The organism is Mesorhizobium sp. WSM4806, assembly GCF_055811635.1.
On record NZ_JBVVQZ010000001.1, the window covers coordinates 239,976 to 260,193 of the forward strand.

Below are 20,218 nucleotides of genomic sequence, written 5' to 3' on the forward strand. Positions count from 1 at the left end.
TCCAGTGAAAGGAAGGGGCGGGACGAACCCGCCCCCCTTTGGCCTGATCAGTTGCAGGGGGTGATCGTGAAGCCGGCCCGGTATTCCGCCAGGTGCTTCTCACGGTCCGCGGGTGACATGGCACGCAGCGCGTTGAGCGGCGACCCGAGCTTGTTGCCTCGCACGTCGTCCAGCGTCCACATCTCCTTGTCGGCGAAACGCATATGCGGCTGCGGGACCAGCGTCTTGCCGTCAGAGCGGACGAAGTTCAGGTCCTTGATGGCATCGGCCAGATCCCAGCCGTCATAGAGCGTCTCCCATTCGCGCTTGCCGCTGAAGCGGCCCATCGCGGGTGTCGGACGGCCCTGATATTCGTCGGCGAACGCCACGGTGGCAGTCCACTTGTCGAGTTCGTGGGCGAAGGTGTGCAACTGGCCGTCGATCTCGCCGACCACCATATCCTCGCGGATCAGGCAGGGAACAAGGCAGGACCAGCAGCGATGTGGATAGACGTAGCCGACGTCGCTGTTGAACAGCAGCACTTTCTCGCCCTTGTGGCTGAGCTTGGCGTACCATTTCCAGAAGTCGCCGAATTCGGCGTACCAGCCCGGATATTTGTGCTCGAACCACTCGAAGTCCTTGTCGGTCTGGGCTTCGATGCGCCAGAAATTGACCGGCCAGCCGACCGCGAAGAACTGCCCGACCTTGTGGACATAGTTCTTCTTGGTAATGCGTTCCCAGGCCGCCTGGACGTCGTCGTGATGGACCTTGATGCCGTATTTCTCGAGCGGCAGCATGTAGGTGCGGTAGTAATCCTCATAGATCCAGCGGTGCCACATTTCCGCGTAAGACTCCTTGTTCTTGTCGCGGTTGGTGGTGCCGTATTCGATGAAGGTGCCGATGGCCGCATCGACGATCGCGTGGTTCTGCCAGAAGGCATAGCGCAGGTCGCGCTCGAGCAAGAGGTGATTTTCCGGCTCCTTGAGCGCCGCCATCAGCAGTGAGTGGCCATTACCGATATGCCGACTCTCGTCGGACTGCACCGACAGGAAGACGGTCGGCAGCGCATAGTCGCCGTTGCGGGCGGCTTCCGAAGGCATGGCGACAAAGAGCGTGTTGGTAAAGGCGGTTTCGGCCACCACGGTCAGGTACATGCAGGCGGCAGTCATGGTGTCGCCGGTGATGAAGCCTTCAGCGAACTGCCGGCCGATGGTCGTGGCGTAGCATTTTCCGAAGGCTTCCTCGGTGATGTCGAAGCCAGCCGGATCGATGTAGTTCTCCATGTACCATTTCTTCAGGTTCATCTGGATCGTCGAGTGCCGGAACTCGTCGATCATCTGCATCGTGAAGCCGGTCCTGAGTTCCTCGCCAGGAGCGATACGGGCGACCATCGCCATCGAGCGGGCAGCCGAGATTTCCGGGAAGGGAATGATCGCCAGAAAGAGTTTCATCCACTCGACCCAGCGCGGTTCCACATTGCGGAACATGTCGCCGCGCAGCGCCGCATCCAGCGCGCCGTAGACCCGGTTGTCCTTCTCTTCCTGCATCGGAAAGTACGACCGCAAAACCTGCTTCATCGGGTCGCGCGGCGTCTTGTTGATCTTGTAGTCCGTCGGAAACGTCATCGCTTCCTGGACGTAGGAAGGATTCCAGCCGAGATCGGCAATCTTCTTGGTTGCCTCGCCGACGGAGATTCCGCGTTGCGAGGTAATCTTGTTGAGCGTCAGAGACGTCATGGTCATAAGCCTCCACCAGGTTTGAGCCGCAGGTCCCTTGACCCCGGCATGAAGCGGCGCACAGCGCCGCAAGTGAGAGTGCGAACGGCACGACAAAGGGTTGCGCATTCAGGCGCGACTCATGGTCCGGCCATTCAAGTGGATCGTGGCAAAGGTTCTCGAGGCGTCTGGCAGGGACCGCGGAGCCAACCGCATATGCGATGGGCGTATCGAAGCGGACGTGACCTGCTTCCTCCGTTCCTTCGTTCTTTTGGCACCGCGTCAAAAGCGCGATGGGCTTCTTGTGGAAATGTATAAAGCAAACGCCGTGCCAATTTGAAAATGGCGCTCGTGCCTGACGCTAAAAACAAATCGCCGCCCTTTCGGCACATGAAGATGAACGGCAACTGTAACGTTCTTTTACAGTTGTAACGTACGCATGTAATATTTAATATCTATTCGCAATCGCGATATACAAGTTAGCGTTCGCAGCAAATTTGAAAAACACACATCATCTATTTTATTCTTCTCCTTTCTCTACTATTTGAGGCCGATGGCTCACGGACGGGCCTCGCACTGGAGAAAAACCGTGGCGAACGACAAAGACAGCCGGAGGCAGCCCGAGCCAATGTCCAGCCAGGCTGACGGCGTCACCGGCGATCTTGTCAGGCTGATGCCCAGTGACCTGGTCTTTGTCATGCGCTTCATGGGCGAGAGCCAACATCGCCTCCAGAGCCACTTCCAGGACTTCATCCGGGCCGAGCTTGCCGCCGGCGGCGTCACCACGGAAACGCATCCGATGATCCATCTGTTCATCGAGAACCATGCGATCCTGTTGCGCGACTTCGTGTTTTCCGGCGTTTCGCTGTCGCGGCAGTTCCGCGTCGAGGAGATCGAGCGCCTTACCGGCGATACGACATCGATGATCCGTGTCGACATCTGGGATCAACTCAAGAGCCACATCGAAACGGCCGAAAAACAGTTCCAGTCGCAGGCCGGCACATTGCCCAAATTGCTGTCGGCTTTCGAAAAACCACCCGGACCGACGGCTGGGACCGAAAAATGATGGAGGATCCGATGGGGCAAACTACCAGGCGTGACATGTTGCTCGCCCGCCGGCTCGATCTTGTCGCCAACGTCTCCGCGCTGACTGCCGAGGCGCTGCGGCTCAATCAGATACGCGCCGGTATCGAGATGGATGTGCTGCGCCTGGAACTCGAAATCGGCAGGAGCGGCGCCAGCGCGCAACTGGTGCAGGATTTGCATGAGGCGGAGGAGAGAGCCGCGGCGGTCATGCAGGAAGGCGCGAGGTGCGAGCAATGCATCGCCGCCGCGGAAGCCGACGTCGAGGACGTCGACCGCAGCCTCGCGGCGACGGTGGGTAACTGACGAAGGGAATGGTCATGAACCAGCACGCGATACAGAACCTGACCTTGTTCGACCTGCTGGCGCGAAGCTGGCGTCGCCCGTCGGCGATCGCCGACCTGCGCTTCAGCGTCGATGGCTCGGCTGTCGCATACACCAGCGTCGACGGAACGGTCGCCATAGCCGCAGTCGCGGACCAGGAGCCGCCGGAATCGCGGATCAGGGTGAGCGGCGATCTCGGCCAGACGACGATCCGCCCGCGGGAGAAGCCACCGGCACCATTGATCGCCACCGCTGCGTTGGGGGATGGAGACGTCCCGCTCGCCAGCTATCTTTCCTTCGGCTTCCTCGTTGGAACGGCGGCTGGCGAAGCGGTGCATCTGGCCGCGGACGGCAAGCTGATGGAGACGCTGGTCAAGATCGACGGGCCGGTCGTCGCCGTCGACCACAACCCCCGGACGGCCATAACAGCCGTCGCCAACGGGCAGGATGTCTTCCTGGCACGCGGCCAAGGCGATGCGGTACGACTGCGACACGATGCGACACCGTCCACGGATGCGCTTGCCTTTTCGCCAGACGGGCGGCGCCTAGCCTGCGGCCGGGATGATGGACTGTCGATCTGGGCGGTCGACGGCGATGCTACCCCGATGCGCGAGGTGTCTTTTTCGGCGCGCCCGGTGTCGATCCGCTGGAGTGGCGATGGCACATGGCTGGCCTGCGGGCTCGAAACAGGGGGCTTTGCCCTGGTCAGCATGACCGATGATCGCTGCGGCATCGTCGCGGGGTTTCCATCGCCGGTCCGGACACTGTGCTGGAGCATGCCGGAGCATGCGCTGTTTGCGTCGGGCGCCTTCCGGATCGCCGGCTGGTCGATGACCGCTCCGCCACTTGACGGCGACACCTCGGGCGCGCTGGAGACTGGCCGAGCCGGGCTGGTTCCGGTCGAGACAGTGGCTGCGCACCCGGAGAAAAAACTGATTGCGGCCGGCTATGCCAACGGCCGGATCACCATCGCCCAGATCGGCGCGCGAGACGAACTCCTCGTCAGGCCGCTGGGCAGCGCGGTGACCGCGCTTGCCTGGTCCGGCGACGGACGCCACCTAGCAGTGGGCGCAGTCGACGGCACCGCCGCGATCGTCACCTTTCCCGCGCAGATGTTTAAATAGCAAAGGCAGGCCCGCATGCAAAAGGAGCACAGGATGCAAACCGAACCCACCCCCAAGGACGAGAGCAAGGACGAATGCTTCGAACGGCTCGCCAAGCTGTCGGAAGAAATGGTGGCCAAACACGGCAAGGATTTCAGTATGGGCGCATTGGTGCTTGCCGCCCGCTGGATTGCCGAAAACCGCGTCGGCCAGTTGAAGACCAACTAAACTCACGACCACTCAATTGCGCTCGAAAGCCATAGCTCCGAAGGAGCTTTCAGGCGGATTCGCCGTACAGGTTTGCGCAGAGCTGGCTGTGCATGCCATTCCTTCAGATTGCGACTGGCAGTGTCCATCACGGAGCACATTGGGAGCCGGCTTGCTGGTCGGGCGCGGCGGAGCCCCCGTTACGCGCCCTCACCCAGCGGCGGACCGCCAAGAGGGCGGCGCTATCGGCCCAACGGCTGCCTTGATAGGGAAGTCAGTTCTGTCTCGTCGGTCACGCCGGCCATGTAGTTGGCAATAATCCGAGACGCGAGCGCCTCACGCTGACCAGTCGATTGACCTTCAAGCTTGAGCTGCTCGAACGCCCGAGCCAGCAGAGCCAACTCGGACGGATCGAAAATACCAGCTTCCTCGGCTTTTCGACGGATCGCCATGGCATCCTTCAAAGACAATCGATTGTCTTGGCAACGTTTGCCGCGACATTGTGTTCCGGGAGGTGGTTCAAGACGAGCCTGGGCGGCGTGCGCTTGCTGGCCCTCTGCCGACAGCAGCTGACGCCAGTGGCCGCTTGCCGGCCTTAGTTATGAGCGCACCACCAGAGGCACCAGACCCTCATGACGGTGGTCGAGATAACACACAACACGGTCGCCAATGCGCTCGAAGATGAGATCGACTTTCGCCTCGCCAATCGCCAGGTGGCGGATAACGATGTTGTCGATGCCGATAGGCAGCCGCGGGCGTTCCACAGTGATCTCGCGTTTCCAGCCGTCAACCCGAATGCCCAGGCAAGCCTGCAGCATCATGAAAGCGGAGCCAGCCGACCAGGCTTGCGGCAGACAGGCGACCGGGTAGGCCACCGGTGAATCGCTGGCCGCACGCGTAAAGCCGCAGAACAGCTCTGGCAGCCGCATGTTGAAACGGACCGCCGCCTCGAACATACCGCTCATCAGCTTCACGACGCTGTCGCGTTCGTGATAGCGGGCGAGCCCGGAGGCGCAGAGCGCGGTGTCGTGCGGCCAGATCGAGCCATTATGATATGACATCGGGTTGAATGGGATCTCGTCGTCGGCCAGTGTGCGAACGCCCCAACCACTATGAAGGTGAGCAGAGAGCAGTTGGCTGGCAAGTGCCTGCGCCCGTTCCGCCGACGGCAGCCCGACATAAAGCAGGTGACCGGCGTTGGACGTGCGGACCGCGCATTGCTTGCCTTCTCCGTCGATCGCCAAAGCATAGAAATCGCGGTCCGGCATCCAGAAATGCGTCTCGACCGCCTGACGGATCCTCTCTGCCAGGGCGCTCCAGTGCGCCGCCTTGGCGTCGTCGCCGCGCCGGGCGGCCAGCGCCGCCATCCCTTGATATGCGGCGAAGGCATAACCTTGCACCTCGACCAATGCGATCGGCCCTTTGGGGATGGTACCGTCGGCATGGAAGACGGCATCGGAACTGTCCTTCCAGCCTTGGTTGAACAGACCCGTGTCGGCCGCCCTGTTGTAGGTTACAAAGCCCTCCCCGTTGCGGGCTCCGACCTCTTCCATCCAGGCAGTGGCAGCGCCCAGCGAGTCCCACATACGGTCGACAAACGCCTCGTCTCCGGTGCGTTCGGCGTAGGACGAAGCCAGATAGACATAGAGTGGCGTGGTATCGACGCCGCCATAGTAGCGGCCGAACGGCAACTCGCGCAGCACCGCCATCTCCCCCTTGCGGGTCTCATGCATGATCTTGCCGGGTTCGGCGTCGTCGAACACAGAGGTCTCGGTCGACTGATAGTGGGCAAGAAAGGCCAGTACGCCGCGGGCAAGGTCTGGATTGAGCCAAAGCATCTGCAAGGCGGAAATGACGCCATCGCGGCCGAAAGCCGTCGAGAACCAGGGGATGCCGGCATACGGGTATGGCCCGGTCTCCAGATCGGTCGTCAGCAGCGCGATGTCGGCGCGCGTGCGTGTCAGCCAGTCGTTGAACACGCGGCCGGAGCTGAAGACGGTGGCGCCCTGCCGGCGCTTTGAGCGCATGGCGAAGCGGGCTCGCGCAGCGGCCGCGCGGAAGCGGTCGCTGGAGGGGGTTTCTTCGCTGTGGCCCACCTCCAGGTACAATGCTCTGCTGTCACGCCTTGCCACGACAATGAGGAAATCGGCGTGATTGGGGTGCACCTGATCGGGCTTGATCGAGAACGCGATGACCGATTGACGCGCCACATTGTCGAGGCCTTCATATCGGAACGTTACGCTCGCCTCGCCGACCAGTGCGTCGTGCGCGCGGCCGCGGCGGCTACGCGTAGTGCCGCGCACCTCGAACATGTCACGGAAATCGGCGTCGAAGTCGAGCCTGACCGGCAGAACCACCTCGCGCGCGGAGTAGTTGGTGAACTTGATGCGTTCGAACATGCGGTCCTGCCAGATGAACCGCGTCCGATCGACGTGGACGACGCCCGGCAAGGCTTCGCTGCCATTCGGCCCGATAGTGGCCAAATTGGTGAGATTGGCGGTGAACAGGATATTGTCCTGCGACAGCGAGGCGCCGAGCAGCGACGGCATCCGGCCGCCGATGAACAGGCGGAAGCGCGATAAAACACGCGTGTCGTCACGGAAAAGCCCGTCGCCGGTGCCGCGTATGTCGCCGTAGCTGTCTGCGACGACGAAGCAATCCTCGTGTTTCAGCGCAAATTGCCGATGCGGCTCGCGCGGCGCCGTTTCGTCGATTGCCGGGAGCGCCACGGCTGGATCAATCTTGCGGTCTTCGAGTTGAGTGGTCATGGTCAACCCCTCCCGTCCAGAAGCGACCAACGGCTCAGGCGCTGATCCGAGCAGCCGAGCCGTCGCCTTGCTCGGTCAGGTAGACATAGTCATCATTGCGGCATTTTTAGCGCGCTGGTTTTGAGAGCCAAGTGCTTTCGCCATGTCCTCCGAGAGCGAGCCATAGATCGCCACGTAGTCGCGGCACATGCGCTCGACCGTGAACCGCTCTTCAAAAGTTCGTCGCACCTGTGCACGATCGAGGCCGTTGATCCGCCGTACCGCGTCCACAGCTTCGTCTGCTGTGTCGACGATAAACCCGGACACACCATCGTCGATGACCTCCGGAACGGCACCGCGCCTGAACGCTATCACGGGCGTGCCACAGGCCATCGCCTCGATGGTTACGAGTCCGAAGGGTTCCGGCCAGTCGATAGGGAACAAAAGCGCTGCCGCATTACCCAAAAAGTCTGCTTTTCGCCGTTCGTCGATTTCGCCGATGAATTCCACCTTCGGATTTCGAAGCACCTGGGGTTCGACCCTCTCCTTCCAATAGGATTGGTCTACCTTGTCGATCTTGGCGGCGATCTTCAGCGGCATTCCGCTACGCGCAGCAATCTCAATGGCCGTTTCCGGTCTCTTTTCCGGTGAGATGCGGCCGAGGAATGCGAGATAGCCCGAGGCTTTCGGGCGAAACGGCAGAAGATCGCGAGGCAGACCGTGATACACCGTTCCGGCCCAACGGACAGGCGGCATGGGCCAGCGTTGATCGTAAGAAATCGAAACCAGCGGAATGTCATCAAACATTGAATAAAGCTGAGCCAGGTCGGGGAGGTCGAGCCGTCCATGGAGCGTCGTAACGGTTCGCTCGGCAAAGTCCCGGACTACCGGGAAGTGGAAAATATCGATGTGAAAATGCAGCACGTCGAATTCATCGGCCCGCCTGCGCACCTGTTCAAGCATCATCACGTGGTGGGGAATGTCGTGCCGAACCCTGGGATTCAGGCGCAATGCAATATCGCAACACGGGACCAATTCGGCAGAGGTGCGTGAATCACCGCTGGCGAACAAGGTCACGTCATGCCCCTGTCGAACAAGCTCTTCAGTCAGATATGAAACTATCCGCTCGGTCCCGCCATAGGTCCGCGGCGGCACGGCTTCGGTAAGGGGGGCGATCTGGGCAATCTTCATCTGCAACACTTCTCGAAAGCGAAGGTCATCCTTCAAAAAGCTCCGACGGCAATCCCCTTCCTCGCGTTCATTGCGGTGCGGTCCTCCTCCTGCGCCAACTCTCGAAGGGCCGATATGTTCCCGGCGGGAACAATCGCCGCGTCAGGCGAGTTCAGGTGGATGGACCAAAAGGAGAACCAGATGGCTACGAAGCTCCAGGACACAAAAGCCGTCAAGGGATCGAGCGGTGAGCACGGCGGCAACCGCCGTGGCAATCAGGACAAGAAGGACAAGCCGCAAAAGAGCAGCCAGGCTGCCGGCAAGGACCCAAAACGCGGCAAGGACTAACCGGCGCCGGAGGCAGACATAATGGTTGCGACCATCGAGAGGAGTGACACATGACAAAAACCAATTCGTCTGCGAAAGCCGACCAGCCTGTATCGGAAAAGAAGGCAAATGGCAGCGACAAGGCCAAGCAACCGGCCAAGGGCGGCGCGCAGGCCAGGAACGCCCAGGAATGGGGCGGCGGATCGAAAGCGTCGAAAGGCAAGACCACCCGGGCAGACCGGGAAAACCCCAACTCGAGCCAGCGCAGCTGAGCTTTTCGCATTCATCCAATCAGTCGGCCCAATCAGTCGGGCGGAATTTCGAACGGCTCGGCCGGATGGGTTCGGATTGGGATAGGTTCGGATTACGGCACGTCACGCCTGTCGTTTGCGCCGCTTCGACATTGCAATTCGAAAATGATCGCTGCGTGCCACAGCGCCGGCAATTGCGGCCTTGACGCGATGTGCATTAGGTCGTTTGTTGCGGGCGGAAGTGCCACGGGAGGAAACCATGGAAGTCACCCTGGGGGCGGATGGCCTCGCAGCGCGGTTCCACGTTTTCACGCCGATGACCGGCGAGGGCTGCCGCGCATGAATTCCGGGGCGATCCTCGAAGCGGCGGGATTGACTAAGGAATTTGGGGGCTTTGTCGCCGTCAACAATGTCGACCTGACGGTGGAGCGAGGATCGATCCACGCGCTGATCGGCCCCAACGGCGCAGGCAAGACGACCCTCTTCAACCTGCTGACCAAATTCCTCCAGCCAACGCGCGGCGCGATCCGCTACCAGGGCCGCGACATCACCAGGATGCAGCCGGCCGACATCGCGCGGCTGGGCCTTGTGCGCTCCTTTCAGATATCGGCGGTGTTTCCGCACATGACGGCTCTCGAGAATGTCCGCATCGCGCTGCAGCGCCGGCGCGGCGACAGTTTCGATTTCTGGCGCTCCGAAACAGTGCTCTCCAGGTTCAACAGCGAGGGTGCGGCGCTTCTCGCCGATGTCGGCCTGACCGCGTTTTCAGACATCCGCGCCAGCGATCTGTCCTACGGCCGCAAGCGCGCGCTTGAAATCGCGACGACGCTGGCGCTGAACCCTGAAATGCTGCTTCTCGATGAGCCCATGGCCGGCATGGCGCAGGAAGACATCGAGCGCATCTCGGCGCTGATCCGGCGCATCGCCAAGAACCGCACCATTTTGATGGTTGAGCACAATCTGTCGGTCGTCGCCTCGCTGTCGAACCGCATCACCGTGCTCGCGCGCGGCAAAGTCCTCGCCGAAGGCGACTATGCTGCGGTTTCCAAGGATCCGCGCGTTATCGAAGCCTATATCGGGGCCGGACATGGCTGAAGTTGAACTTGCAAGCAGGCCGGCTGCTGGCCCCTCGACGAGACCCCTGCTTCGCGTCGATAACCTGCAGGGCTGGTACGGCGAGAGCCATGTGCTTCACGGCGTGAGTTTCGAGGTTGGCGAAGGCGAAGTGGTGACGCTGCTCGGCCGCAATGGCGCCGGCAAGACGACGACGCTGAAGGCCATCATGGGAATTCTCTCCAGGCGCTCGGGCTCGGTCACCTACGAGGGTCGGGAGACGATCAAGCTGCCGTCGCGGTTGATCGCACAGATGGGCATCGCCTACTGCCCCGAGGAGCGGGCGATCTTTTCCAGCCTCTCTGTCGAGGAGAATTTGATGCTGCCGCCGCAGGTGCGCCCTGGTGGGCTCACCGTCGAGCAGATTTTCGAGCTCTTCCCGAACCTGAAGGAACGGCTTTCGAGCCAGGGCACAAAACTATCGGGCGGCGAACAGCAGATGCTCGCCATCGGCCGGATCCTGCGGACGGGCGCCAAGCTCTTGCTGCTCGATGAGCCGACCGAAGGGCTTGCGCCGGTGATCGTGCAGCAGATCGGCCGCACCATTGCCCGGCTCAAGGACGAGGGATTCACGATCGTGCTCGTCGAACAGAATTTTCATTTCGCCGCGTTGGTGGCGGACCGTCATTACGTGGTGGAACAGGGGCGCGTGATCGACACCATCCCCAACCGCGAACTCGACGCCAACATCGACAAGCTGCACGCCTATCTCGGTGTCTAGACAATCATCAACGGCGCGTTGCGCCGCAATCGGAGGGAAATAGCGATGAGAAAAATGGGATTTGTCCTGGCTTCGACGGCGAGCCTGCTGATGGCCGGCGCGGCCTACGCCACAGATGTCAAGATCGGCGTTCTGAATGACCGTTCCGGCATCTATGCAGACATCGCTGGCGAAGGCTCGGTCATCGCGGCCCAGATGGCGGTCGAAGACTTCAAGGCGACGGACAAGGGCATCAATGTGTCGATCGTCTCCGCCGACCACCAGAACAAGCCGGACGTCGGCTCGAACATCGCCCGCCAGTGGTACGACACCGAAAATGTCGATGTAATTGCCGATGTGCCAACCTCGTCGGTGGCACTCGCCGTCAACGAGATCACCAAGGAGAAGAACAAGATCTTCCTCGCCTCGGGTCCGGCCTCGTCCGACCTCACCGGCAAAGCCTGTTCGCCCAACACCGTCCACTGGACCTACGACACCTGGGCGCTTGCCAACGGCACGGGCTCGGCCATGGTCGCCCAGGGCGGCGATAGCTGGTTCTTCGTCACAGCCGACTACGCCTTCGGCCACGCGCTCGAGCGCGATACGACGGCGGTCGTCGAAGCATCGGGCGGCAAGGTTCTCGGCGCCGTCCGTCATCCTTTCCCCGGCCAGGATTTTTCGTCCTTCCTGCTGCAGGCGCAAGGGTCGGGCGCCAAGGTCGTCGGCCTCGCCAATGCCGGCGGCGACACGATCAACGCGGTCAAGCAGGCGTCGGAGTTTGGCATCACCCAGGGTGGCCAGGCGCTCGCCGCCCTGCTGATGTTCATCAACGACGTGCATGCGCTTGGCCTCGAAGTGGCGCAAGGCCTCGTGCTCACCAGCGCGTTCTACTGGGACAAGAACGATCAAACGCGGGAGTTCTCTGCCCGATTCCAGGAGCGGAATGCCGGACAAAAGCCTTCGATGATCGAGGCCGGAGTCTACGCTTCTGTCCTGCATTACCTTAAGGCCGTCGAGGCCGTCGGCGACAAGGATGCAGCCAAGGTGATGGCCAAAATGAAGGAAATGCCGACCGAGGATCCGCTGTTCGGCAAGGGCACCATCCGCGCCGACGGGCGCAAGCTGCACGACATGTATCTGTTCCGCGTCAAGAAGCCGGACCAATCGAAGGCTCCATGGGACTATTTCGAGACGGTGGCCACCATTCCGGCCGACAAGGCGTTCCGCCCGCTCGCCGAAGGCGGCTGTTCGCTCGTCAAGTAAGCGAGCCTCGCTAACGATGCGCCGAACAGCTCGGCGCGTCGTTTTGTCGATAAGTCAGCTGGAGCGACCATGTTCGAACTGCTTGGAATTCCGCCTCAGGTCCTGTTCGGGCAATTGCTGCTCGGGCTGATCAATGGCTCCTTCTATGCGGTTCTGAGCCTCGGGCTGGCGGTCATCTTCGGTCTCCTGAACATCATCAATTTCACGCATGGCGCCCAGTACATGCTGGGCGCCTTCGGCGCCTGGATGCTGCTCAACTATCTTGGCGTCGGTTACTGGTGGGCTGTGTTCATCGTCCCGCCGATTGTCGGCGTCACCGGCATCGTGCTTGAGCGCGTCCTGATCCGACGGCTCTATCACCTCGACCATCTCTACGGGCTGCTTCTCACATTCGGCTTGGCGCTGATCATCGTCGGCTTCTTCCGCCAGTTTTTCGGCGTATCCGGCCTGCCGTACCCGCCGCCGCCGCTTCTGAACGGCGGGTACAATCTTGGCTTCATGTACCTGCCCAATTCGCGCGCCTGGGTGATCGTGGCTTCCCTCATCGTGTGCCTCGCGACCTGGTTGATCATCGAAAAGACCCGGCTTGGCGCCTATCTCAGGGCTGCGACCGAGAACCCGACCATGGTCGGCGCGTTCGGCATCAACGTGCCGCTGCTGGTCACACTCACCTATGGTTTCGGCGTCGCACTCGCGGGTTTCGCCGGCGTGCTCGCCGCGCCGATATATGCTGTCAATCCGAACATGGGGGCAGACCTGATCATTGTCGTCTTTGCCGTCGTCGTCATTGGCGGCATGGGCTCGATACTGGGCTCGATCCTCACCGGCTTCGGGCTTGGGCTGATCGAGGGCTTGACCCGCGTATTCTATCCGGAAGGCTCGGCAGTGGTGATCTTTGTCATCATGGCGCTCGTGCTGCTGGTCAAGCCCGCGGGTCTGTTTGGACGGAGTGTGTGATGACAACCGACACCAACCCGATCGCTATGGCGGCCATAACGTCCGTCGGCGCCGCGGGCATGCCCCGTCATCACCTTGCGATCTTCGCCGCGCTGTTCGTCTTCCTCATCGCCGCGCCATTTCTGCTCTATCCGATCTTTGTCATGAAGGTGCTGTGCTTCGCGCTGTTTGCCTGCGCCTTCAACCTGTTGCTCGGCTTTGGCGGTCTCCTGTCCTTCGGCCACGCAGCCTATTTCGGCATGGCGAGCTACGTCTCGGCCCATGCGGCAAAGGTGTGGGGCCTGACGCCTGAACTTGCCATTATCGCGGGCACGCTGGTGGCAGCCGTGCTCGGTCTCGCCATCGGCTCGCTCGCCATTCGCCGCCACGGCATCTATTTCGCCATGGTGACGCTGGCTTTTGCGCAGATGATCTATTTCTTCTCGCTGCAGGCGGCGTTTACCGGCGGCGAGGACGGCATCCAGGCCGTGCCGCGCGGCCATCTGTTCGGGCTGATCGACCTGCGTTCGAGCGAAGTTCTCTATTTCTTCGTGCTCGCCATCTTCTTCGCCGGCATATTGCTGATCTATCGGATCATCCATTCGCCGTTTGGCCAAGTGTTGAAGGCGATCCGCGAGAACGAGCCGCGCGCGATCTCGCTGGGCTATCGGGTCAACCGCTACAAGCTCGCCGTATTCGTGCTGTCGGCCACGCTCGCCGGCGTCGCCGGCGCAACCAAGGCCATCGTGTTCCAGTTGGCGTCGCTTACCGACGTCTACTGGACGATGTCCGGCGAAGTCGTGCTGATGACGCTATTGGGCGGCATGGGCACGGTGTTCGGACCGATCGTCGGCGCGGCAGTCATCGTCACGATGCAGAACTACCTCGCCACATTCGGCGACTGGGTCACGATCGGCCAGGGCATCATCTTCGTTGTCGCGGTGCTGTCGTTCCGGGAAGGCATCGTTGGCGTCCTGGCAAAATGGATCCGAAAACCGCTCTGAGCGGGTCGTGAAACCTTAAATTTCGGATGATCCACGGTCGACCAAGTGGGGCCGCAACGGACACGGGCGCACAGCGTGGTCAGCATCCTCAGCTATGCAGATTTCTCATTGGATGCGACAACCAGCAGTTCGAACGTCACGCAGACGGGGTTAGCATCGCGGCGAAGGCGACCTGCTGATATCACACCGTCCATGCCGACCAGCGCGATGTCGAGCGTGCAACGACCTGAGCGCACGGCGCCGTCCGTGACGAGAACTTCCGTCGCATAGGAGGAGACCGCCGAGCCGTTGTCGAAATCCGCGCCGACCAGGCTGCCGATGCCCTGGATCGAGGCGTGGTCAAAGCCGTGCCGTCGGCAAATGGCTTCGATCGCCTGGCCGATATCCTCGTTGGGCTTTACCGTGCAGATGGCTGCGCGGCGGTTGCGGCGCTGATCCAGGACCGGAGCTCTGATCGGCGCGAAAAGGCGAAAATTCGTCTCGGCGTCGTCGCGCACGTCGAACAGCGCGCCCTCGATACCCCAGGCGGTGACCTCAACCGGCTCCGCCAAGCGCGAGTCGAGCGGCAGGAGATGGCCCATGCGGCGCACGCCGTCGGGGGTGCGCCAGATGCCATGGCAATGAAAAAATGGCCGCTCGTCGCGCCGGCCGGCGACGAGGCCCGCATCCTCGATGACCGTTATGCCTTCCGGTGCGAATGTATCGCTGTACCACGCGGCGTGCGTGCCATCGGGAGAGGCGGCGGGGATGACGTAGCGCATTGGGTCAACCCGCGCGTTGCGCAGGCGGATATACCCGCCGCTGAACCCGGCGACCGCGAGGGCCTGCGCCACGGCGTCATTGATCGAGCTGCCGACTTCAAGCCGCAGCGTCAGCCGCTCTGCGGCGCAGGGCATCGCTGCAAAACGTTCCGGCGACATCGGGCCGGGATGGCGGATGCTGCGCATCGGAGCCATCTCAGGCGACAAGGCCGGCATGGATGAAGCCGCCATCGACGGCGAGAATCTGGCCGTTGATGTAGCTGGCCTCGTCTGAAATCAGGAAAGCCACCGCTCCCGCGATCTCGCGCGGCGTGCCGTAGCGGCGCTGCGGCACGCGATCCAACCACTGCCGGCGGACATCCTCGGTGTGGACGGCCTGCGTCAGCGGCGTTTCGATCGGCCCGGGTGCGACGGCGTTGACGCGTATGCCATCGACGCCGAGCTCATTGGCCATGACGAGCGTGAGCAGATTCTGGCCGCCCTTCGATGCGCCGTAGGCGCTGCGGCCCTTGTTGCCGCAAAGACCAGAAACAGAGCTGATATTGACAATCGCTCCCGGCAGCTCCCGTTCAAGCCAGTAGCGCGCCGCAGCCCGCGAGACGATGAACGTTCCGGTGAGGTTCACGTCGACAATGCGGCGGAAATCCTCGACGCTGGTCTCGACCGACGGCCGGTCCATCGCTATGCCGGCACAGTTCACGACTGCGGTGAGGCTGTGCGCGGCGGTGATCCGGCCGATGGCCTCGTCGACAGCCGCTTCGTCGACGACGTTGCAGACGATGCCGCGTTCCTGGCGCAGGCCGAGATCCGCGCAGGCCGAACCCAGCGCCGGCGCGGCGAGGTCGAGGAGGAAGACCTCGAAGCCGCGCTCGGTCAGCAGGCGCGCCGTCTCAAGGCCGATGCCCGATGCGCCGCCGGTGATCGCCACGGCGCGGCTTTGGTGGCTGCTGTTCATCGCCTGCTCCTCATGCCGAGAGCTTCGGCTCGGGCGGTCCCAACTCGCCGCGGCGCTCCAGCTCTTCGCGAATCAACTTCTTGGCGATCTTGCCATAGGCCGATTTGGGCATCGTCTCCCACCACACGAAGCGCTTGGGCATCTTGTAGCGGGCGAGCTTGCCTTCCAGCCAGCGCTCAATCGCGATCGTTTCGCGCACAACGCCGGCGCGGGCGACGCAAACCGCGATGCCGACCTCGCCCCAGACGGGATCGGGAATGCCGAGAACGGCGGCTTCGCTGATGTCGGGATGGAGCAGGATCTTCTCCTCGATCTCGCGCGGATAGATGTTGGAGCCGCCGGAGATATACATGTCGGACGAGCGGCCGGTGATGTAGACGAAGCCGTCCTCGGCCATGTGGCCGAGATCGCCGGTCCGGAACCAGCCGTTGCGGAACGCTGCGGCGTTGGCTTGCGGGTTGTCGTAATAGCCGGCGAAGACTGCCGGCCCGATCACGCAGATTTCGCCGGTTTCGCCCGGCGAGACGGCATTGCCAGCGTCGTCCTGGATCTCGACCTGCATGGCTGTGCGCTCGAAACCGCAGGTTCCGATGCGCGCTTGCGGGCCATCCTCGACGGAATGATAGGAAGGAGGCTGCACAGTGATATTGCCGGTGACTTCCCCCAGGCCAAAATACTGGACCAGAACCGGCCCCAGTTTCTCGAGCGCCCGCTTCTGGTCGGCGCGGTACATCGGCGCACCGGCATAAATGACATAGCGCAACGAGGAATGGTCGAACTGGTCGACGCTGTCGTCCTCGACGAGCATCTTGAGGATGGTCGGCACGGTGAAGGCGTTGGTCACCCGCCATTTTTCGACCAGCGCCCAGACCGTCGGCACGTCGAGCTTGTCGGTTGGCAGCAGGATAGACTTGGCGCCGTGCGCCACCTGCACGAGTTGATGAATGCCGGCCCCATGCGACAGCGGCGCCACCACGATCGAGGCGTCGTCGCGGGTCGTGGCGGGCATCAGGTCGCACAGATGATTGGTGATGACAAAGCCCATCTGGCCATGCGTGAGCACTGCGGCCTTCGGCCGGCCGGTCGTGCCGGAGGTGAAGAAGAACCAGCAGGGATCGTCGCGATCGACGGCGACGCTGGCAACGGTCCGGCCGGCAAAACGGGCGGCGACGGTGTCGTAGTCATCGCCGAATTCGGCCGCGCCGATCGACAGGACGAAGTCGATCCCGGGGGCTGTTTCCCGGCAGGCAGCAGCATGAGCCGGGAAGCCCGCGCCGCAGATCAGGCCACGCGCGCCGCTCGCCTTGGCGAGGTAGGCGACTTCGTCCGGCGACTGGCGGTAGTTCGCCGGCACCCAGACGGCCCCGAGCCGGAAGCAGGCGAACATTGATTCGAACATCTGGTTGCAATTGGCCGACTGGATGAGGATACGGTCGCCCTTTGTCACGCCGAACGCGTCGCGGAGTGCAGCGGCCATCGCGTTGACGCGCGCTTCCATCTCGCGCCATGTCCACTGCCGCTCGCGCCAGACGAAGCCGATGTCGTGCGGATTGCGGCGTGCCGCCTGGGTCAAAAAATGCGAGAGGTTCATGACGCGCGTGGAGGAAGGCGTCACGCCGCCTGGGGCCAGGGTCATTACTTGGCGCGCTCCAGCAACGACACGTAGACGAAAATGGCGTCAACGTCGCCGGGATCGACGCCGGCATGAGCAGGCGTGGACGCCGCTGCCGTCGCCATCGACTGCCCGGTGTTTTCCAATTCCGACTTTCCGAACGCGGAATGCGCCCGTCCGTTGGTGTGAGCCTTCGTCATTGTGACAACCTCCTGGTGCGCGGCTTCAGGGTAGGGTGCTCGCGCATATGCGCGCGCGAGGCGAACATCTGGGCAAGCCGTTCCTCGACGCGCTTTGCCTCCAGCATGAGATATCCGACGAGTTCGATTTGTCTTGCCGGCTGCATCCGGCTGTCGATCGCCGCGATCGACAGTGCGCCGACTGGCCGTGCGTCCGCGCTGCGGAGCACAACCCCGACGCCCCAGGAATTGGCGACGATGCGGCCGGGATTGAGCGAATAGCCGTTGGCGCGCGTCGTTTCGACGTCGCGCCGGATCTGCTCGACCGGGAGCATTGGGTAGTCGGATTTGAGCACCGCGTCGTTGGCGGCCAGCACCGCTTCCACTTCCTCGTCGGGCAGTGCGGCGAGCATGGCGAGGGAGCCGGCGCCGACGCCCAGTGGATGCTCGAAGCCGGCCTGCAGCGCGTGGGTCCTGACCGGGTAGGTCCCCTCTTCGCGATAGAGGCAGACTGAGTATGTGTCGCGGCGAACCGAGAGGAAGCTAGCATCCTCGGTCTTCTTCGAAAGGCGCAGCAGACTTTCCATCGAGACCTGAAGCAAGCCGAAACGTCGCGAGGCGAGGCTGCCCAGCACGTAGGTCTCCTCGCCGAGATAATAGCGCCGCGTCGTCTCGTCCTGCTCGATCATTCCCGCGCGCATCAGCGCCAGCAGCAGGCGGCGCGTTGTCGGCTTGTTGAGCCCACTTTCCTCGACGATATCGGAGAGCGAAACACCGCGGTCGGCGTGCCGGCCAACCATCGAAAGAAGGCTGAGCGCCCGGTCGACGCTCTGCGAGCCGGTCTGATCGCGTTCTGGGGGCGGCGCGATGTCCATGGTCAGCGGAGCTCGCAGACGGCGCAGCTTTGGCCGCCATCGACGGGCAGGCAAACGCCGGTGACGAAGCGCGCCTCCTCGGAGGCAAGAAACACGGCCGCCGCAGCGACGTCCCACGCTGTTCCCATCCGCCCCATCGGCACCATGGCGTTGCGGGCGGCCACCATCTCGTCGGCCGAGCCGTATTGGCCGGAAATCTGCTTATAAATCATCGGCGTGTCGATCAGGCCCGGCATGATGCAGTTGGCACGAATACCTTGACGCGCATATTGCATGGCCAGCGCCACGGTGGCCTGGTTCACCGCGGCCTTGGCGGCATAATAGGCGAAATAGGGATAACCGACGTAGCGTATCGCGGCGAGCGACGAGATATTGACGATCGCACCGCCGCCGCCCTTGAGCATATGCGGCAACACCGCCTTGGCGGTGCGGTAGACCGATCCGATGTTGAGATCGAGGGCGGCCTGGAACGCGTCCTCATCGAGTTCAACGGGACCGCCCATATGGGTCACGCCGACATTGTTGTGCAGGATGTCAATGGCGCCGAACGCCTCCATTGCCGCCGCTGCTGCCAACTCGACTGAGGCCAGATTGGTCACGTCGGCCGACAACGCGATCGCCTGATTGCCTTCGTCGCGGATGATCGCCGCGGTTTCAGCGGCGGCCGCCGCAGCGAGATCGACGCAGGCGACACGCGCGCCTTCGCGTGCGAAGGCGACCGCCGCTGCCTTGCCGTTGCCCCAGCCGGGTCCGGACGACCCGGCGCCGAAGACGATTGCGGATTTTCCCCTGAGCCGGTCGACCACCATCGAATTCCTTACAAAAATCGCGGCTGTTATCGGGCGGTTGAGCCACAGGCCCTGCCCGCCCGGGAACTGCCCTGCACTCAGGTCAGGCTGGCGCCAACAGCCTTTTCCAGGATGGCCCAGGCTTCGTCGCCGTACTTGCCCTTCCACTCGGAGTAGAAGCCGGCGTCCTTCAGCGTCTGCCGGAACGGGGTCGCATCCGGATGGTTGATCTTCATGCCTTTGGCGGCGAGCTCCTGCTCAAGCGTGGCATTGAGCTTGGCGACGTCCTCGCGCTCCTTCACGCCGGCCTCGTTGAGGTTCCTGGCGACGATCTCGCGCATGTCCTGCGGCATCGCCTCCCAGGCCCGCTTGTTAGCGAGGAACCAGAAGCCGTCCCACATGTGGTTGGTGACCGAGCAGAACTGCTGCACCTCGTAGAGCTTGGCCGTGGAGATGATGGCGAACGGGTTTTCCTGCCCGTCGACGATCTTCGTCTGCAGCGCCGAATACACTTCGGCGAAGTTGATGCTGGCCGGCGCCGACTTGAAGGCGGTGAACATCGAGGTCCAGAGCGGGCTGACCGGGACGCGAATCTTGAAGCCTTCGAGGTTCGCGGGCGTCTCGATCGGGCCGACGGAACTGGTGATCTGGCGGAAGCCGTTGTCCCAGATCTTTTCCATGACGACCAGGTTCGATTTCTCGATCTCGCCGCGCACATATTTGCCGAGGTCGCCATCCATCGCCGCCCACACGGCGTCGTAGTCCGAGAAGGCAAAGCCGATGCCGCTGATCGAGGCATTGGCGACGAGCGTGGAAAGGATCAGCGGCGACAGCGTGAAGAATTCGACGCCGCCCGAGCGAACCTGGCTCAGCATGTCGGTGTCGGCGCCGAGCTGGTTGCTGGGGAATATCTGGATGGCGACGCGGCCGCCGGTCTCCTCGCGGATTTTCTCGACGGCTTCCTGCGCGCGCAGGTTCATCGGGTGGGTGAGCGGCAGGTTGTTGGCGTATTTGTAGTTGAACTCCGCCGCCTGCGCCCCGGCGTAGCGGATGGTGCTCACGAGCGGGATGGATGCGGCTGCGCCTATCATCAAGCTGCGGCGGGTGATGGTCATTGTGTTTCCTC

Annotated in this window: 22 protein-coding genes; 11 read left to right on the forward strand and 11 right to left on the reverse strand. The window is 62.5% G+C overall.

The window, feature by feature from the left end; all coding sequences use genetic code 11:
* Positions 1–47: 47 nt before the first annotated feature.
* A complete protein-coding gene (locus tag AC0L2M_RS01070; protein ID WP_023799652.1) occupies positions 48–1,721 on the reverse strand; it encodes an aromatic/alkene/methane monooxygenase hydroxylase/oxygenase subunit alpha in 1,674 nt (557 codons plus the stop codon).
* A 562-nt stretch (positions 1,722–2,283) separates the two neighbouring features.
* Between AC0L2M_RS01070 and AC0L2M_RS01075 the strand changes: the two genes are divergently transcribed.
* The 4 genes from AC0L2M_RS01075 to AC0L2M_RS01090 are packed head-to-tail and all read left to right on the forward strand — an operon-like array spanning position 2,284 to position 4,432.
* Positions 2,284–2,760, forward strand: a complete 477-nt coding sequence (locus AC0L2M_RS01075; protein ID WP_287341655.1) for a hypothetical protein — start codon at positions 2,284–2,286, stop codon at positions 2,758–2,760.
* Complete coding sequence (locus AC0L2M_RS01080; RefSeq protein ID WP_473533805.1) at positions 2,757–3,083, forward strand: hypothetical protein; 327 nt, start codon at positions 2,757–2,759, stop codon at positions 3,081–3,083. The genes AC0L2M_RS01075 and AC0L2M_RS01080 overlap by 4 nt, the downstream gene beginning before the upstream one ends.
* Before the next feature lie 14 nt (positions 3,084–3,097).
* On the forward strand, positions 3,098–4,225 hold the full coding sequence (locus AC0L2M_RS01085; RefSeq protein WP_473533806.1) for a WD40 repeat domain-containing protein: 1,128 nt from the start codon (positions 3,098–3,100) through the stop codon (positions 4,223–4,225).
* Between the two features lie 33 nt (positions 4,226–4,258).
* Entirely contained in the window at positions 4,259–4,432 is a 174-nt protein-coding gene (locus AC0L2M_RS01090; RefSeq protein ID WP_287217342.1) for a hypothetical protein, read from the forward strand.
* Positions 4,433–4,653: 221 nt separating this feature from the next.
* Here the strand turns inward: AC0L2M_RS01090 and AC0L2M_RS01095 are convergent, their stop codons facing one another.
* From AC0L2M_RS01095 to AC0L2M_RS01105, 3 genes are all read right to left on the reverse strand, one after another.
* Positions 4,654–4,863, reverse strand: coding sequence for a hypothetical protein (locus tag AC0L2M_RS01095; protein ID WP_287217343.1), 210 nt, complete (start codon positions 4,861–4,863; stop codon positions 4,654–4,656).
* Between the two features lie 147 nt (positions 4,864–5,010).
* Positions 5,011–7,179, reverse strand: a complete 2,169-nt coding sequence (locus AC0L2M_RS01100; RefSeq protein ID WP_236388119.1) for an amylo-alpha-1,6-glucosidase — start codon at positions 7,177–7,179, stop codon at positions 5,011–5,013.
* A gap of 75 nt (positions 7,180–7,254) precedes the next feature.
* On the reverse strand, positions 7,255–8,349 hold the full coding sequence (locus AC0L2M_RS01105) for a glycosyltransferase family 4 protein (RefSeq protein WP_473533807.1): 1,095 nt from the start codon (positions 8,347–8,349) through the stop codon (positions 7,255–7,257).
* A gap of 180 nt (positions 8,350–8,529) precedes the next feature.
* On the opposite strand from AC0L2M_RS01105, the gene AC0L2M_RS01110 reads away from it, so the two are divergent.
* From AC0L2M_RS01110 to AC0L2M_RS01140, 7 genes are all read left to right on the forward strand, one after another.
* Positions 8,530–8,676, forward strand: a complete 147-nt coding sequence (locus AC0L2M_RS01110) for a hypothetical protein (RefSeq protein ID WP_287217348.1) — start codon at positions 8,530–8,532, stop codon at positions 8,674–8,676.
* Positions 8,677–8,726: 50 nt separating this feature from the next.
* On the forward strand, positions 8,727–8,927 hold the full coding sequence (locus AC0L2M_RS01115) for a hypothetical protein (RefSeq protein WP_287217349.1): 201 nt from the start codon (positions 8,727–8,729) through the stop codon (positions 8,925–8,927).
* Positions 8,928–9,245: 318 nt separating this feature from the next.
* The gene (locus tag AC0L2M_RS01120; RefSeq protein WP_128172132.1) at positions 9,246–10,001 is read left to right on the forward strand and encodes an ABC transporter ATP-binding protein; all 756 of its coding nucleotides are present in this window, start codon (positions 9,246–9,248) and stop codon (positions 9,999–10,001) included.
* Positions 9,994–10,740 (forward strand): ABC transporter ATP-binding protein, encoded by a 747-nt coding sequence (locus tag AC0L2M_RS01125; RefSeq protein WP_128172131.1) that lies wholly within the window; start codon positions 9,994–9,996, stop codon positions 10,738–10,740. The genes AC0L2M_RS01120 and AC0L2M_RS01125 overlap by 8 nt, the downstream gene beginning before the upstream one ends.
* A gap of 54 nt (positions 10,741–10,794) precedes the next feature.
* On the forward strand, positions 10,795–11,982 hold the full coding sequence (locus AC0L2M_RS01130; protein ID WP_413468402.1) for an ABC transporter substrate-binding protein: 1,188 nt from the start codon (positions 10,795–10,797) through the stop codon (positions 11,980–11,982).
* A gap of 69 nt (positions 11,983–12,051) precedes the next feature.
* Positions 12,052–12,939: a branched-chain amino acid ABC transporter permease gene (locus AC0L2M_RS01135; RefSeq protein ID WP_473533808.1), complete on the forward strand. Its 888-nt coding sequence runs from the start codon at positions 12,052–12,054 to the stop codon at positions 12,937–12,939.
* Positions 12,939–13,922, forward strand: coding sequence for a branched-chain amino acid ABC transporter permease (locus AC0L2M_RS01140; RefSeq protein WP_473533809.1), 984 nt, complete (start codon positions 12,939–12,941; stop codon positions 13,920–13,922). The genes AC0L2M_RS01135 and AC0L2M_RS01140 overlap by 1 nt, the downstream gene beginning before the upstream one ends.
* A gap of 92 nt (positions 13,923–14,014) precedes the next feature.
* Here the strand turns inward: AC0L2M_RS01140 and AC0L2M_RS01145 are convergent, their stop codons facing one another.
* The 7 genes from AC0L2M_RS01145 to AC0L2M_RS01175 all read right to left on the reverse strand — a co-directional run bounded on the left by AC0L2M_RS01145 (position 14,015) and on the right by AC0L2M_RS01175 (position 20,207).
* Positions 14,015–14,869, reverse strand: coding sequence for a PCC domain-containing protein (locus tag AC0L2M_RS01145; protein ID WP_287217351.1), 855 nt, complete (start codon positions 14,867–14,869; stop codon positions 14,015–14,017).
* A 10-nt stretch (positions 14,870–14,879) separates the two neighbouring features.
* Positions 14,880–15,638, reverse strand: a complete 759-nt coding sequence (locus AC0L2M_RS01150) for an SDR family NAD(P)-dependent oxidoreductase (RefSeq protein ID WP_287217353.1) — start codon at positions 15,636–15,638, stop codon at positions 14,880–14,882.
* 10 nt (positions 15,639–15,648) lie between these two features.
* Complete coding sequence (locus AC0L2M_RS01155) at positions 15,649–17,274, reverse strand: acyl-CoA synthetase (protein WP_287298743.1); 1,626 nt, start codon at positions 17,272–17,274, stop codon at positions 15,649–15,651.
* Entirely contained in the window at positions 17,274–17,450 is a 177-nt protein-coding gene (locus AC0L2M_RS01160) for a hypothetical protein (RefSeq protein ID WP_473533810.1), read from the reverse strand. Before AC0L2M_RS01160 ends, AC0L2M_RS01155 begins: the two co-directional genes overlap by 1 nt.
* Positions 17,447–18,298 carry an IclR family transcriptional regulator gene (locus tag AC0L2M_RS01165; RefSeq protein ID WP_287217555.1) on the reverse strand — a complete coding sequence of 284 codons (852 nt, stop codon included), beginning with the start codon at positions 18,296–18,298 and terminating at the stop codon, positions 17,447–17,449. Before AC0L2M_RS01165 ends, AC0L2M_RS01160 begins: the two co-directional genes overlap by 4 nt.
* An 8-nt stretch (positions 18,299–18,306) precedes the next feature.
* Positions 18,307–19,110 (reverse strand): SDR family NAD(P)-dependent oxidoreductase, encoded by an 804-nt coding sequence (locus AC0L2M_RS01170; protein WP_473533811.1) that lies wholly within the window; start codon positions 19,108–19,110, stop codon positions 18,307–18,309.
* Between the two features lie 80 nt (positions 19,111–19,190).
* Entirely contained in the window at positions 19,191–20,207 is a 1,017-nt protein-coding gene (locus tag AC0L2M_RS01175; protein WP_287217357.1) for a TRAP transporter substrate-binding protein, read from the reverse strand.
* Positions 20,208–20,218 lie beyond the last annotated feature (11 nt).

What these genes read in the sequence shown, in the direction of transcription:
- AC0L2M_RS01175 (WP_287217357.1), bottom strand. Translation starts at nt 20,207, where the DNA reads ATGACCATCACCCGCCGCAGCTTGATGATAGGCGCAGCCGCATCCATC.
- AC0L2M_RS01110 (WP_287217348.1), top strand. Translation starts at nt 8,530, where the DNA reads ATGGCTACGAAGCTCCAGGACACAAAAGCCGTCAAGGGATCGAGCGGT.
- AC0L2M_RS01160 (WP_473533810.1), bottom strand. Translation starts at nt 17,450, where the DNA reads ATGACGAAGGCTCACACCAACGGACGGGCGCATTCCGCGTTCGGAAAG.
- AC0L2M_RS01140 (WP_473533809.1), top strand. Translation starts at nt 12,939, where the DNA reads ATGACAACCGACACCAACCCGATCGCTATGGCGGCCATAACGTCCGTC.
- AC0L2M_RS01105 (WP_473533807.1), bottom strand. Translation starts at nt 8,349, where the DNA reads ATGAAGATTGCCCAGATCGCCCCCCTTACCGAAGCCGTGCCGCCGCGG.
- AC0L2M_RS01155 (WP_287298743.1), bottom strand. Translation starts at nt 17,274, where the DNA reads ATGACCCTGGCCCCAGGCGGCGTGACGCCTTCCTCCACGCGCGTCATG.
- AC0L2M_RS01100 (WP_236388119.1), bottom strand. Translation starts at nt 7,179, where the DNA reads ATGACCACTCAACTCGAAGACCGCAAGATTGATCCAGCCGTGGCGCTC.
- AC0L2M_RS01085 (WP_473533806.1), top strand. Translation starts at nt 3,098, where the DNA reads ATGAACCAGCACGCGATACAGAACCTGACCTTGTTCGACCTGCTGGCG.
- AC0L2M_RS01080 (WP_473533805.1), top strand. Translation starts at nt 2,757, where the DNA reads ATGATGGAGGATCCGATGGGGCAAACTACCAGGCGTGACATGTTGCTC.
- AC0L2M_RS01095 (WP_287217343.1), bottom strand. Translation starts at nt 4,863, where the DNA reads ATGGCGATCCGTCGAAAAGCCGAGGAAGCTGGTATTTTCGATCCGTCC.
- AC0L2M_RS01090 (WP_287217342.1), top strand. Translation starts at nt 4,259, where the DNA reads ATGCAAACCGAACCCACCCCCAAGGACGAGAGCAAGGACGAATGCTTC.
- AC0L2M_RS01125 (WP_128172131.1), top strand. Translation starts at nt 9,994, where the DNA reads ATGGCTGAAGTTGAACTTGCAAGCAGGCCGGCTGCTGGCCCCTCGACG.
- AC0L2M_RS01145 (WP_287217351.1), bottom strand. Translation starts at nt 14,869, where the DNA reads ATGCGCAGCATCCGCCATCCCGGCCCGATGTCGCCGGAACGTTTTGCA.
- AC0L2M_RS01130 (WP_413468402.1), top strand. Translation starts at nt 10,795, where the DNA reads ATGGGATTTGTCCTGGCTTCGACGGCGAGCCTGCTGATGGCCGGCGCG.
- AC0L2M_RS01070 (WP_023799652.1), bottom strand. Translation starts at nt 1,721, where the DNA reads ATGACCATGACGTCTCTGACGCTCAACAAGATTACCTCGCAACGCGGA.
- AC0L2M_RS01150 (WP_287217353.1), bottom strand. Translation starts at nt 15,638, where the DNA reads ATGAACAGCAGCCACCAAAGCCGCGCCGTGGCGATCACCGGCGGCGCA.
- AC0L2M_RS01120 (WP_128172132.1), top strand. Translation starts at nt 9,246, where the DNA reads ATGAATTCCGGGGCGATCCTCGAAGCGGCGGGATTGACTAAGGAATTT.
- AC0L2M_RS01135 (WP_473533808.1), top strand. Translation starts at nt 12,052, where the DNA reads ATGTTCGAACTGCTTGGAATTCCGCCTCAGGTCCTGTTCGGGCAATTG.
- AC0L2M_RS01115 (WP_287217349.1), top strand. Translation starts at nt 8,727, where the DNA reads ATGACAAAAACCAATTCGTCTGCGAAAGCCGACCAGCCTGTATCGGAA.